Below are 15102 nucleotides of genomic sequence, written 5' to 3' on the forward strand. Positions count from 1 at the left end.
TACCTGATAAAGATAATTCTTAATACGATGTTTGCAGATTACTTTTTTCCACCGCTATTTTGTTTTTCAATAATGTCATGCACCAAACTATTCATATACATTTCCAGATTTGTATACTGGCCATATTTATCTATCGTTTTTCCATTGCCATCAGAAGCATCATGAGGATTTAATCCGAATTTTCTCTCCCATGCATCAGGCATACCATCATTATCAGAATCAATCAAGGTACTTCTCTGTAAAAGAACTGGCCATGCGGAAACATTTTCCGAAGTATTTAACGAGAGCAAATCATCCTGACTATCTATCAATCCTGGTTTCGGATATCCTTCACTTTTCCAAATACCTCCTTCTCCATTATGAATATTCAAACCTTTATATCCAGCTGTTCTCGTACGTGTTTCCTTCACAATACGTGCATCCACATCATCTCGGTGTAATGAACACCCCGCATAATCCAACACTTGTTTATAAGCATTGAAAGCAGAATGTGTCGTTACCGATGCAAATTCATGAGGTTTGTCCAATCGAATCGAGTCTTTAGTTTTTTGCGTAACTACTTTCTTATAATTATTCGAAAATTGATTGTAAACTCCATATTCCCAATTATTAGCTGTAGCCTTTTGGCTGTTTTTATCATCTGCCCCTCCATCTACAACGTTACCATCGATATAATACTTTCCCCACAGATACCCCCCATTCCTATTTTCTGTTGCATCTATAGCAAAAATCCGTCCACGTTTAGAGCCTGTCACCGTTGCAGGACCAGGTTTATAATAATTGTTCACTATATTAATATTCATCCTTTCACCACCATACGAACTGTTCATACCCCAATTATAGATCACATTATTGCGAAAATCGACATAATCACCATCACATTCTCCATTCTTACGTACCTTAGCTCCTAATCCGAAACGGGGATTCCGGCTATCATGATGGGCTAATAAATTATGATGATAAGAAGAGTGTTCACCTCCCCAAATTCCTCCATATCCATGAGGACCTTTGGTATGTCCACCTAATCTAAGACTTTCAGAAATAATGCACCACTGCATAGTAAAATCATCATTTTCATAAAAAGAGGCACATTCATCTGTACACCAGCTGATAGAGCAATGGTCTATAATCACATTCCTTGCCCCTTTTCCTCCTAAAGCATCTGCACCGTCAGGATGCACACATTCTTTATTACCCATACGGAAACGTAAAAAACGGAGAATTACATTACTAGCATAATTTGTCACCGGATAACCCGCTATGCATATACCGTTTCCCGGTGCAGTTTGTCCCGCAATGGTCAAATTCCCTTTCCGTATTTTTAGGTCTTTATGCAGAAATATTGTACCGGACACTTGAAAAATGATAGTACGAGGACCATCCAACTTTTCTATACCATAACGTAAAGTGCCAGGCATCCCATCATCTGCTAAAGAAGTAACAATATACACTTCACCTCCACGTCCGCCTGTAGTCATACGTCCATATCCTTCTGCTCCGGGAAAAGCAGCCAACTCTCCAAAATCAAGAGTGTTACCAATACCAGAAAAGGCAAAAACAGCCTCATTTCCGATCAGAGTTAATAAAACGGTTAGACAACGAAAGATCAAATTCATATTCATATTTTTATTTATGGAATAATACAAAAATACACCAAATTTATTTATTGTACTCCTCCTTTATTCTGTTCCTCAACAATCTTTTGTACCAAGCTATTCATATACATCTCCAGATTTGTATATGTTCCTTCCTCATCTACTGTTTTACCATTTCGGTCAGAAGCATCATTCGGATTCAAACCATACTTTTTTTCCCATTCATCAGGCATACCATCATTATCCGAATCCTTCAGAATAACACCTTGTACCAATTCAGGCCATGCTGAAGATTCTCCAACAGGAATCACATCATCCTGACTATCAATGATACCTTTCTTTGGATACCCCACGCTTTTCCAATCAATACCTTCAACAACTCCCTGACCATTGTGCTCGTTCATTCCCTGATAGTTCGCAGTCCCGGTACGAGTCTCCTGAACAATACGTTCATCCACTCTATCCCTGTGCAAAGAACAACCTGCATAATCCATAACACGCTCAAAAGCCGTACGAGCATCATGAGTGGTAACAGTACCTGTTTCTACAGGAGTGGTACGTTTAAGAGCTTTTTTTGTACCTTCATCCAACGTTCCATACTTTTTATCAAACTGATTATAAACTCCGTACTCCCAGTTATCCTTTGTAGCCTTCATACAACGATCGTAATCAGCCGCACCATTAATTTGCCCATCATCCACCACATTTCCTTGGATAAAGAAATCTCCCCAAGTGTCAAAAATGGCCGGATATGATTTCTTATCTGAATCACTCACTTTTTTGTCAATGGCGATAATACGTCCACGTTTAGAAGTGCCAGTAGGAGTGGCAGGCCCCGGCTTATAAAAATTATTCACAATATTTACATGCATGGCTTCTCCACCATAACAAGAGTTTCCACACCAGTTATAAATGACATTATTACGCATATCAACAATTTCATTCTCTTTTGTCGAATTAACTCCAGGACCTAGACGAGGATTACGGCTATCATGATGTGCCAATAGATTATGGTGAAAAGAAGCTTTCATACCTCCCCATATACCACCATAGCCATGAGGACCTTTTGTATGCCCACCTAAACGCAGACTTTCAGAAATAAGACACCATTGCAGTGTAAAATTCTCATTTTGATAGAAAGAAACACACTCGTCAGTACACCAACTCATAGAACAATGATCAATCATTATATTTTTATGATACCGGCCGCCAAAGGCGTCGGCTCCGTCTGCACTGACATCTTCTTTATTTCCCATTCGAAAACGCATAAAACGGACAATAACATTGTCTGCTTCCAAGAAAACCGGATAACCAGCCAAACAAATACCATCCCCCGGAGCCGTCTGGCCTGCAATGGTCAAATCTCCATTCTTAATCTTTAAATCACCATTTAAATGAATAGTTCCGGATACCTGGAAAATAATTGTACGTTTTCCGCTTAGTTTCTCAATACCATAACGTAAAGTTCCGTTCTGTAACTTGTCCTCCAATGAAGTAACAATATATACATCGCCACCACGCCCACCGGTTGTGTAGCGTCCATGTCCTTCTGCCCCAGGAAAAGCTGGTATCTTTTCATCTTGAGTTTCTCCAGTCCCTTCAGGTTCTTTAGGCAATTCATTTGCGTCACTACCATCAGTACACGCCAGAATTCCAAAAGCAAACAAAATGGCCAAACACCATTTACTTAGAATTATATCCATTTTCATACATTATTAGATTAATGAGGACAAAAGTAGACAGGATAAAGAAAAGTCTTGTTCAAATTTTGTTTTTCCAAATCATTAAAATCGATAAAACAAGGCTTTTCAAGCTAGCATGTGTATTTTTTGTTTTAAAACTATTCTAAAAATGCCTGCCGGCTATTAAAAAACAAAAAATACTAGGTGAAAAACAAATATTGCACATATCTATATTCACATTCATATACTTTTGTACCGAGGAATTAACTCTAAATGTGAGTACAGAATCAAAACAATAACCATTAATTAATAAACATGCAAAGAATGTCTAACAAAGTGAAAAACATGCGCAGTTGGCTGCTAATGCTATTTGCAGCGATATCGCTTGGCGTATCAGCGCAAACAATTACCGTAAAAGGTAATGTGAAAGACACAACAGGAGAACCGATCATCGGAGCTTCTGTAGTAGAGAAAGGTAATACTACCAATGGTACAATTACTGATTTAGATGGTAACTATTCTATCAAGGTTCCTTCAAAAGCAACCCTTACAATTTCTTATATCGGAATGAAAACTCAGGATATTGCTGTAAAAGGACAAAGTCAAATTAATGTCACTCTTTCCGATGATACACAAGCATTGGACGAAGTTGTGGTAATTGGTTACGGAACCGTTGCAAAAAAGGATCTGACTGGTTCCGTATCTTCCGTTAGTGCCAAACAGATAGCTGCCATTCCGGTATCTTCTGCATCAGAAGCATTACAGGGAAAAATGGCTGGTGTATCTATCACAACGACTGAAGGTTCTCCTGATGCAGACGTAAAAATCCGCGTACGTGGTGGCGGTTCTCTATCTCAAGATAATTCACCGCTTTATATTGTAGACGGATTTCCCGTATCAAGTATCTCTGATATTGCTCCAACAGATATTCAATCGGTAGATGTATTGAAAGATGCTTCTTCTACTGCTATTTATGGTGCCCGTGGTGCAAACGGTGTTATCATCATTACTACTAAATCCGGTCAAGAAGGTAAGATTCAGGTAAATTTGGGGGCTTCGTTCGGTGTTCGTAAAGTTACTAAAATGGTAGATGTACTGAACCCTTACGAATATGTGTTATGGCAACAGGAAATAGACCAGGAAGGGATGAAATATGGTATGTTTGATGATTTGGATATTTACAAATCTATGAAAGGCACCGACTACCAGGATGAGATTTTTGGTCGTACAGGAAATCAACAGCAATACAATGTGAGTGTGAGTGGAGGTAATAAAGATACCAAATTCAGTGTTAGTTATGCCCATAACGAAGAAAAAAGTATCATGCTTGGTTCAGGTTTCTCAAAAGAGAATATTAATGCCAAACTTAATACCAATATCAACAAATGGTTAACAATGGACTTTAATGCCCGTTTTAGTTACCAAACGATTGATGGTATCAGTGGTGGAGCAGATGCAAACGAATCAAGTGCAGCCAATTCACTAATATCACGTTCCGTCATCTACAAACCGGTAGAAGAAATCAATACAACAAGTTCAGACAGCGATGATGATGAAAATGTGAACAATGCACAATATAACCCACTGGAACGTTTAAATGCAACTTACAAGAAACAAACCCGCTTGCAACAAAACTATAACGTAGGACTTAACTGGAAACCAATCAAAGGATTAACATTCAGAAGTGAGTTTGGTTATGGATGGAGATATAACAATACTGACCAAGTATGGGGAGTGGAAGCTACAAGTAATTCTAAATATGGCTATTATGGACAGCCACAAGCTCTGTTAAATAAGGTCGTTAATAAAAACTGGCGTAATGCAAATACAGTAACGTATGATATTAAGTTCTTGAATAACACTCACAAATTAAATGTTATGTTAGGACATGAAGTTTCAAGTAGTTACGATCATGAAACGATTAATACTTCTGTTGCTTTTTCCAAATATATGACTATCAGTGATGTCCTTTCCGGTATGAGTAACGGAACGGCATTGCCTACCTCTACTTATATTGGTTTCAAAGATAATCTATTATCGTTCTTCGGACGTGTCAACTATACGATACAAGACAAGTATCTGATGACTTTCACAATGCGTGCCGACGGCTCCAGCAAATTCTCAAAAGGAAACCAATGGGGATATTTCCCGTCATTAGCTTTAGCATGGAGAATATCTGACGAAGCATGGATGGAAAGAAGCAAAGAATGGTTATCCAACCTAAAACTTCGTTTAAGTGTAGGTACAGCTGGTAATAACCGTATTAAATCGGGTGCCATTAATTCTACTTTCTCATTAGCAGAGACAAGTGATAAGAACATTTATTTCAATGAAACAAGTGCTGTTGTATTACAACATGCTTCTAATCTTTCTAATCCTGACCTAAAATGGGAAACAACACTTACCCGTAACTTAGGTATTGACTTCGGATTCTGGAACAACCGTTTATCCGGTAGTATTGATGCATACTGGAATACAACTAAAGACTTGTTGATGAATGCAACAATACCTTCAAGCACTGGTTTTTCTACCCAATATAAGAACTTTGGACAGACATCAAATAAAGGTATAGAATTAGCATTAGACGCAGTCATAGTAGATACTAAAGATTTTGGTTTAAATGCCAACTTCAACATTTCTTATAATAGAGCCAAAATTGATAAGTTAGCCGGAGGACAAACCTGGCAAAGTAGTAACTGGGGAGGCAAACCTGCCGGACAAAACGACTTCTTCATTGAAGAAGGAGGACGTCTGGGAGAAGTATATGGATATGAATTGGATGGCTTCTATACTACTGACGATTTTTCATGGGACGGCAGCAAGTGGATACTTAACGAGAATCTCACTGATCCGACAGAACTGATTAAATATAACAATTTTGGTCCGGGCTCACTAAAACTGAAAGCTGATGAAGATGGTAAATTTACGAAGAAACGTCTAGGAAATACAGTTCCAACTGTTACCGGTGGTTTCGGTATAAACATGCGTTACAAGAACTTTGATTTATCAGCCTTCTTCAATTACTCTCTTGGTAACAAGATTGTGAATGCAACCAAGTTAGGTTCAAGTTACTACAATGATACTAAAAAAGGATGGAATTTAAATGATAACTTTACATTAGCTAAACGTTATTCCTGGATTGATCCGTCAACAGGAGAAAACATGCTGAAAAGTTCATATATCAAGAGTAATGGGCTTGATTATACTATTAATCGCTTAAATGAAATAAATGCCGGAGCTTCCATGTATAATCCGGGTTCAATCACAGAAATGCCATTACTTGACTGGGCAGTAGAAGATGGTTCTTTCCTGCGTGTCAATAACATTTCAATCGGATATACATTACCTAAAGTTTTCGTAAACAAAATGTTTATGCAAAACGTACGTATCTACGTGACTGGTTACAACTTGTATTGTTTCACAAAATACTCGGGAGCAGATCCGGAAGTAGATACACGCCGCAGTACTCCAATGACTCCGGGCGTAGATTATTCTGCATATCCCAAAAGCCGCTCATTTGTAGGGGGTATTAATGTTACATTCTAACCCATAAATAGAAAGGAAATACATATATGAAAACTTATATAAAATTAGTATTACTAGGAACCGGATTGTTCAGCTTGCTTTCATGCAGTGACTTTCTCGACCAGTCATCCCCTTCGGAGTTGAAAGGAGAAAATGTTTTTAACTCCGTTGTGTATACAGAACAGGCGTTAAACAAGGTATATGCCGATTTGACATACGACCACACTTATGGTTCCCGTATTCCTATCAATTTCGGTAATAATACGGATATTGAACTGGCAAATGCAACCAAGCAATCGGAAGTTCATCAAAATTCAGAAAGAGGATTAGGAAATTACTATCTAAGCAAAGGATGGGATAAACTCGATACGAACTGGGAAAGATGTTTTGCTATTATTGAGAATGCCAATATCGTTATTGACGGTATTCGTAATAGTGACTTGTTAGCAGAAGGAACTACCACCCGTAAACCAATGCTCCGTTATTTAGGAGAAGCATTAACCATGCGTGCAATGGTATATTATGATATAGTTAAGAATTACGGAGATGTTCCAATGCGCTTTGAGCCGACTCAACCTGATGGTTCTAACATGTATGCAACAAAAACAGACCGGGATATTATTTTAGACCAGTTGTTAGATGATCTGGACGAGGCTGCCAATTATCTTCCATGGGCAGGTGAAGATGGATATACAACAGAACATGCCACTGCCGGCTTTGCACACGGTCTATTTGCCCGTATCGCTTTATCACGTGCCGGATATAGTATTCGCGAACAGGCAAAAGCAGGTTATAGAAATCATCCGACTTGCAGCGACGGACAATTCCCTACTCAATGTCCGTCTGTAGCTGAAGTTCAAAAATTACACGAACGTGCATTAGCACATTTGGATATTGTAGTAAGCAAACAAGTTCATAAACTGAATCCATCTTTTGAAAACCAATGGGATTTAATCAATAAACGGACACTGGATACCAAATATTATGAAAATCTATATGAGGTAGCTCACGGGTTAGGTAGATCTGGTGAAATGGGTTACAGTACCGGAGTTCGTATCAATGGTGCCAGCAACAAATATGGCGCAAAAGGTAATAGCAGTGGTAATATCAGACTCACAGCTTCTTATATTTTATCTTTTGATAATAACGACAGCCGTAGAGATATTACATGTGCTTACTATGAATTAAAACAAACGACAGTAGACAATAAAGCTGTGATAAAAGAGACATTGCTTTCTAACGCTCCTTTCAGTGCCTATGTAGCAAAATGGGACATTCGTAAAATGGATGATGCAATCATCTCTCTGGCACAAAATACAGACCAGAAGTGGGCTCCAGGTATTAACTGGGTAGTTATGCGTTATTCTGATATTTTATTAATGTATGCTGAAGTGATGTATAACTTGTATGGATTAGAAGGCAGCAATCCCAATGGTACCACTACAAAAACTGCACTTGAAGCTTTAACAGAAGTACATATTCGTGCCTTTGACACTGCTGCTCAAAATGCTGCTAAAACTGCAATCGAAGCATCTGCCCGAAACAATTTCATGGAAGCCCTTGACCAAGAACGTGCATGGGAGTTTGCAGGTGAATGTGTTCGCAAATATGACCTGATACGTTGGGGAACACTTTCCGAAAAGCTGGATCAATTCAGAACAGACTACAAAGCTATGATTGAGACTGCTCCCAAATTCATCTTCTATAAAATGAAGACAGATGATCCGTATTCTATTGATATGAATAGTATCACTTGGCGTACTGAACAAATTCCTAATGAGCTTAGAGACCTTGAAGATCCAGATAAAGTGAAAGAAGCTGCTAAAACTGCAGGTTATGAATATGTTACCGGTTGGGGAACCAACTATGAATGGAAGAAGGGAGTAGCAGATACCAGTAAAACAACCAATGATTTAAATCTTGAGTATGTAGATGATATCAGCAGTGGTTTAAATGCTACAATCAAAAATAGACATCTATTACCGATAGGCTCCAAAACTGTCTCGGATGCCAACGGTTACATAGAGAACTCTTATAGCTTCTAATAAATTATGAATATCATTCAATAATTGATCTCATGAACATGAATTTTATCAAATCAACAAAATACACGGTTTTATCAGGGCTTTTTATAGCCCTGACCGTACTGCTTTCATCGTGTGAGAAGGCAAATGATTGGGAAACAGATAGTGCCTATAATCGTCTGTTCCGTAGTACTAAACTGGCAGTCAGCCCTAGCATCAATGATGCTGAAGTTATATGGAATAATACAATCAATACTGATTATTATATCATTGAAGTGAATACTTCTGAACTTACAGCTGAAAATTATCAGGAAGGATCTGTTATCTTCGGAGAGGATAAGAGTATAAAAAGCTCTCCGTACACTATTGAAGGATTGGATGCAAATACCAGTTATTATATTCGTATCCGTTCATGCTCTGAAACAGCTTCACCTTCCAAATGGGTATATCCGGAAAATACAAGCTTTAAGACCAAGACAGAACAATTAATTGAGGAGATCTCAACCATCACTGGTTCTACTGCCATTATCACATGGAAAAAGAATCAGAGCGTAACCCACTTCTTACTGACGAACCCAGAGACTTCAGCAGTAACAAACATTCCAATTTCTGCGGAAATGAATGCAGAAGGTAGTTATCAACTTACAGATCTGGCAGCTTCTACCACATACACTATCGGTATATACAATACTGTTAACGGTGAAGATATATTAAGAGGTGAGAAATCATTCCAAACTACAGAAAACTTCCCGGATGGTTACACACCTGTATATCTTACTGCTGCCGATGATCCAAACGAGGTACTTGCTGCACAAAGTGGAAATGTAGTTCTAGTTGTACCACATTCTACAGCAATCACATTCAGTAAAACTGTCATTGTACCTGAAGCTGTTACATCAATCGTATTCTGGGGAGCAAGTGGCGGAGCTGAACAGGCAACAATGACAACTAAGACTATTTTGACTTTAGGCAACAAAGATGTGGTACGTTTCTATAATTTAAATGTTGATGCACAAGGAGATTATTTCTTTAATCTTCAAAAAGGTGCAGATATGACAGATGATATATCAACCAATATCAACACTTTATTAATAGAAAGCTGTACGATTAGTAACTCTAAATCATTAGTAAGAGCCAAAGAAGGTATAAGCATCCAAATTAATAAAGTTAGTGTAAACAAATCTATTATCAATGGTTGTAGCGGAGATATGTTTGCTTATAAAGAATCAACGGTTGCCCAAATTCCTGTTACTGAAATAACTAATAGTACCTTGATAAAACCACAAGGACGCATCTTCTATGCAGGAAATGCTGCTTCTTTCTCCATCGATTATTGTACGATGTACGGCTGGGGAGGTTCAAAAGCAATGTTAGAACTGGGAGATAAAAATACCCTAGGCATGTCTTTAGCTATCAAAAATACAATCTTGGCTAATGGTGGAAGCAATAGAAAAGCTCATAATGCAAATGCAGCTGCTAATCTTAGCCTGACTATCGAGAAAGTTTATGGTACCAATGACATGACATTCCATAGCACTCTTGGTGACGTAACCAAATATGATAAGCCATCTACAGAAGTTTTTGAAAATCCGGAAGAAGGAAACTTCAAAATTATAGATGCCTTATTCCCAAGCAGCATTGGTGACCCTCGCTGGACAGAATAATAAAAGAGAGTAGAATGTCAGAAAAGACATATTGAATAAAAAAGGCTATCAGATAAATGATAGCCTTTCTTATTATCTTCCCACTTTATCCCGATACTCCGTAGGCGTCATTCCAACTTGCGCCTTGAAACATTTACTGAAATAACGTGGATCATTAATACCGACCATATATGAAATCTGCGTCATATTAAACTCTCCGGTTTCTATTAATTGCGTGGCCCGCTTGATACGCATTTCTTTGATAAATTCGATAGGAGCCAGTCCGGTTAGTGTTTTCAGTTTCTTAAAGAAGACAGAGCGACTGACAGCCAGTTCCCGAACCAAGTCATCTACCACCAGTTCACCATTATCCATATTCTGCTCCATTAATTCCACCAGTTTATCCATAAATTTACGGTCGTTGGGAGACATTTCGAGCGTTGCAGATACAGTTTCGGAGGTGTCTTCTTCTGCCGATGGCACATCCGTAGCAACAGGTGCATCCTCCTGACCGGCAGAGATATGGATATGCATCAGGCTATCCCGATAGAAACTTTGCAGTTTCTTACGCTGCATCAACAGATTTTCCACACGGGCTTGCAGATAGGTAGCACTGAAAGGTTTCGTGATATAATCATCCGCACCATATTCCAATCCTTCCAGTTTACTTTCAATCGTAGTCTTGGCAGTAAGCAGGATAATAGGTATATGGCTGGTTGTCATATCCGCACGCAGTTCACGCGTCATTTCGATACCGTCTTTCTCGGGCATCATCACGTCACTGATAATAATATCCGGGAGATACTTCAATGCTTTATTCGCTCCTTCCCTACCATCGGCAGCTTCCACTACCCTGTACATCGGAGAAAATATACTACGCAAGAATTCACGTAACTCCTGATTATCTTCGACTAATAACATCAGCTCTTTGGAGTTTTCTTCTTTCGCAGCATCTTCCTCATAAACAGCTTCAATTTTCTCCGAATCATCGGGTATCAGCGTTTCAGACTGAATGGAAGAGTTGGCTATATCCACCACTTGCCCCATCCTTACCGGAGCTTCCGCATCTTCCAAGATAAACTCGGTTTCCTTATCATAATGTTCTTTCCCTTTCAGGAAATCGACTTTGAAACAACTTCCCTCTCCCAAACGACTATCCACGGAAATTGTAGCCTTGTGCATCTCCACAAGCTCTTTCACCAATGAAAGTCCGATACCCGTACTAGCCTGATTGAACAGATTCTTGTCTACCAGATTCTCAAAACGGACAAACAAGGACTTCTTTTTGTTTTCCGCAATTCCGATTCCCTGATCTTGTACACCGATAGAAACTGTATTCTCATCTTCACGGATAAACATCGTTATCATCTTGCCATTCGGCGTATACTTAAATGCATTGGAAAGCAGATTGAATACAATCTTTTCCAGCTTATCGGCGTCCACCCAAAGATAAAGATGCTCCTTTTCCGTCTGAAACAGGAAATCAATCCGATGCTCTTCGGCCACAGCTTCAAAATTATCCATCACCTTGCGCACGAAAGGAACGATGTCCACACGCTGTACCTGCATCTTCATCTTCTTGTTCTGAATCTTACGGAAGTCCAATATCTGATTGACAAGACGAAGCATACGGCTGGTGTTCCGTTCAACCACCACCAACTGTTCTCGGGCATCAGCCGGCAATTTATCATTCTTCAAAACCTGCTCTACCGGACCTGCTATCAACGTAAGCGGAGTACGCAACTCATGGGATATATTCGTAAAGAAGCGCAGTTTTATATCCGAAATCTGCTGTTCGACCGACACTTCATGCTTCAACCGATAAATGGTGAACAGGATATAAACGGCCACAAGAATAATAATCAGAATAAAAAGTATATAAAGCACGTATGCTATCGGCGTTTCCCAGAAAGAAGGCAGAATGACAATATCCAAGATACGTTCGTTATCCACCCATACACCATCGCTATTGGTAGAACGGACGCGGAGCACATACTCTCCTTTCGGAAGATTCGTATAAGTCACGCTACGCTGTTTGTCGGCAAAGGTCCACTGTTTTTCAAATCCGTCGAGAATATAAGCATACTGTATATTTTGCGGATTGGTATAATCGAGTGCCGCGAAATGAACGGAAAAAATATTCTCTTTATGCGAAAGTACCAATTTATCAGCGTCGTCAATATCCACTTTCAACAATGAGTTACTTCCGGGGGTAATGTCCTCATTGGCCACTGTCAGTTTGGAGAATACAATAGGCGGGATATAGCTGCTCTTACGAATAGAGTCAGGATTAAATATAAAGACTCCGCCGCTAGCACCGAAAAGCATACTTCCTTTAGCAGTTAATGCCGAAGCGGCTTCACTAAAACGTACAGGGAAAGTGATACTACGTTCGTCATAACTTTCAAAACGTTCTTCAGAGGGGATGAACTTACAAATTCCATTCTCTGTACTAATCCATAGATTCTGCTTACTATCTTCACGGATGGAAAGCAGGACATCGGAAGGAAGACCATCCAATACGGAATATGATTTGAATTCTCCGTGACCGTCCTTACTGATAGATACCAGTTTGTTGAGTCCGCCGCCGAAAGTAGCCAGGTAAAGTTCCTTTTTCTTGGTGGAGATAATCCAATGGACATCATTATTACTCAAACTTTGCGTATCATTCGGCATACGGGAGAAATGATAGAACTTCACATCCTCCGGTTTCTTAAAATTCTCATCAAAAGCAACGGCACCCGTAGTTGTTCCTACCCACAAGCGTCCGTTGTTATCGGAAGTGATGAAACGAGCTTTGTAACAAGGATCGATGGGATAACCTTTCAGATTGTTCCGGTGATTGATAAACAATGTCTTTCCAGCTTCATTCTCCGTGATATAATTGATACCTCCGGCAAAAGTTGCCAGCCAGATACGACCATAATGATCTTCATAGACGCAATATACATTATTATCGCTCAAACTGTACATATCATCTTCACGATGAAGATAACGGGTCAGCTTATAAGACATTCCGTTGGAAGAAGTCGGCTCGGCACGAACAAGGCCGTCTCCTTTTGTCGCAATCCAGATGATTCCTTTTGAATCCTGAATAACAAAATAAACGGTTCCCAACATGGGAGTACCGGTGGTAGAGATCGTGCCGCTTTCGGTGAGGTATCCTTTATAAGTTTTGCCGGCATCATACATACGAAGTATACCGTCTTTCAAGCCAACCCACAAATTACCCAGTTTGTCTTCACACAGGGCACGCACCTCATTGTGCAACGATTCGTGTTCATGAGGCATAGGGGTCATCATCGCAAAGGGTACATTTCGATAAGTCACTTTCTCCAATCCTTTAGAGTGGGTACAAAGCCACAGATTACCTTGTTTGTCGGAAAAGGCCGAATGAATCTTATTGGAAAAACGCCAGTCACGGCTACCCAGTCCGTTATAGAAAGGAACCAAGCATTTTTTTTGAGGATCGAAGTAAGAGAAACCTCCTCCGTAAGGATGTACCCAAAGATAACCGTTTACGTCTTCATGGATATGAAAAGCCGGACGGGAACGTTCGGGATTGCTGTATTCTATAGGAATTTGTTCGCGGGTCACCACTCCGGTCGAGGGATTAAAATGAGCTACAACACCCGGTTCTTCCTGTTCGAACCACACTTCCGAAGAACGGTCTACATAAGCAGAAAGGATCGGCTTTGCGGGTAACGCCTTACAAGTCAGGAACGAGTAATGTACGTTTGTTTTTGTTCGCAGGTTGTAAGTAAAGAAGCCATCCGAATCGGTAGTAATAACGGATACGTCCGGTGCAATGGGATGAATGGAGGTGATCTGTCCTTTTGTGGGAAGCTCGATCAACGTAAACTCTCCGCTTTCTTTCTGATAAGACCAGATGCGTCCATGATCCGAGGCGAAGCAAATATCTTTATCGCGTTCCTGCACAGCATAGAAAGCCTGATTCATTCCGCCAAACTTTCCTTTTGTCTCCGTAAAATAAGAATCCGGCTCTTTCTTTCCGGGATGGATCATACCGAGGCCATTATCCGTCAACAACCAGTCATTGCCGGCTTTATCCTGATGAACTTTGAATACATGTAAAGAAGGAAACAGTTCTGTCTTGCTAGAATAAATATCCCATGTCAAGCGATTATTCTCATCCGGATGCGTCAGGATGCGGATAGCTCCATCGTTTTCCGTTAGCAGCCAGACGGTTCCGTTCGGCATCACTTCAATGGTATGCACATTGAAAGCACTCCCCTCTTCTCCGGCAGCAGGCACTTGCTCGAACGTCTCTGTCTTCGGGTCGAAACGATGGACACGGTTGTCATAAGTCAGCAACCACAGAAAGCCGTAACGATCTTCATACATACGGTCTACGCGGTTATTGGTCAGACTGATGTAGTTTCCCTGACGGGCCTTGTATGTTTTGAAAGTATAACCGTTGAAACGGTTGATACCATCCCAGGTGGCAAACCAAAGGTTGTCTTTGTGATCCTGCAAGATGTTCATCACCGTATTTTGGGATAATCCATCTTCAGTAGAATAGTGGGTGAAAAAACAGTGCTGTTGCGCGTATGTTGAGGACGCAATAGCTAACAAAAGAATTACTGAAATTAAGGTTTTCTTCATCATATCA

The 15102-nt window shown here is 39.9% G+C and carries 6 protein-coding genes; 3 read left to right on the top strand and 3 right to left on the bottom strand.

All coding sequences use genetic code 11. The features are described 5' to 3' along the window. Positions 1–38: 38 nt before the first annotated feature. Together DW173_RS10780 and DW173_RS10785 are read right to left on the bottom strand one after the other, a co-directional pair. Positions 39–1616, bottom strand: coding sequence for a polysaccharide lyase family 1 protein (locus DW173_RS10780; protein WP_008642165.1), 1578 nt, complete (start codon positions 1614–1616; stop codon positions 39–41). A 47-nt stretch (positions 1617–1663) separates the two neighbouring features. Further along, the gene (locus tag DW173_RS10785; RefSeq protein ID WP_120144439.1) at positions 1664–3304 is read right to left on the bottom strand and encodes a pectate lyase; all 1641 of its coding nucleotides are present in this window, start codon (positions 3302–3304) and stop codon (positions 1664–1666) included. Between the two features lie 297 nt (positions 3305–3601). Between DW173_RS10785 and DW173_RS10790 the strand changes: the two genes are divergently transcribed. Genes DW173_RS10790 through DW173_RS10800 form a run of 3 tightly spaced genes read left to right on the top strand, consistent with a single transcriptional unit; the run spans position 3602 to position 10490 of the window. After that, positions 3602–6823 (top strand): SusC/RagA family TonB-linked outer membrane protein, encoded by a 3222-nt coding sequence (locus DW173_RS10790; protein ID WP_120144440.1) that lies wholly within the window; start codon positions 3602–3604, stop codon positions 6821–6823. A 26-nt stretch (positions 6824–6849) separates the two neighbouring features. Next, positions 6850–8847: a RagB/SusD family nutrient uptake outer membrane protein gene (locus DW173_RS10795; protein ID WP_120144441.1), complete on the top strand. Its 1998-nt coding sequence runs from the start codon at positions 6850–6852 to the stop codon at positions 8845–8847. 32 nt (positions 8848–8879) lie between these two features. Beyond that, complete coding sequence (locus tag DW173_RS10800; protein WP_049701917.1) at positions 8880–10490, top strand: DUF5123 domain-containing protein; 1611 nt, start codon at positions 8880–8882, stop codon at positions 10488–10490. A gap of 72 nt (positions 10491–10562) precedes the next feature. Here DW173_RS10800 and DW173_RS10805 read toward each other — a convergent pair whose 3' ends face one another. Then, positions 10563–15098, bottom strand: a complete 4536-nt coding sequence (locus DW173_RS10805) for a two-component regulator propeller domain-containing protein (RefSeq protein WP_199722836.1) — start codon at positions 15096–15098, stop codon at positions 10563–10565. Positions 15099–15102: the final 4 nt, after the last annotated feature.

Origin of the sequence: Bacteroides sp. AM16-13 (genome assembly GCF_003602705.1) — a bacterium.
Classification (GTDB): Bacteria; Bacteroidota; Bacteroidia; order Bacteroidales; family Bacteroidaceae; genus Bacteroides; species Bacteroides xylanisolvens.

Excerpts from the sequence above, each read along its gene's own strand:
- DW173_RS10780 (WP_008642165.1), bottom strand. The coding sequence starts at position 1,616 with ATGAATTTGATCTTTCGTTGTCTAACCGTTTTATTAACTCTGATCGGA.
- DW173_RS10785 (WP_120144439.1), bottom strand. The coding sequence starts at position 3,304 with ATGAAAATGGATATAATTCTAAGTAAATGGTGTTTGGCCATTTTGTTT.
- DW173_RS10790 (WP_120144440.1), top strand. The coding sequence starts at position 3,602 with ATGTCTAACAAAGTGAAAAACATGCGCAGTTGGCTGCTAATGCTATTT.
- DW173_RS10795 (WP_120144441.1), top strand. The coding sequence starts at position 6,850 with ATGAAAACTTATATAAAATTAGTATTACTAGGAACCGGATTGTTCAGC.
- DW173_RS10800 (WP_049701917.1), top strand. The coding sequence starts at position 8,880 with ATGAACATGAATTTTATCAAATCAACAAAATACACGGTTTTATCAGGG.
- DW173_RS10805 (WP_199722836.1), bottom strand. The coding sequence starts at position 15,098 with ATGATGAAGAAAACCTTAATTTCAGTAATTCTTTTGTTAGCTATTGCG.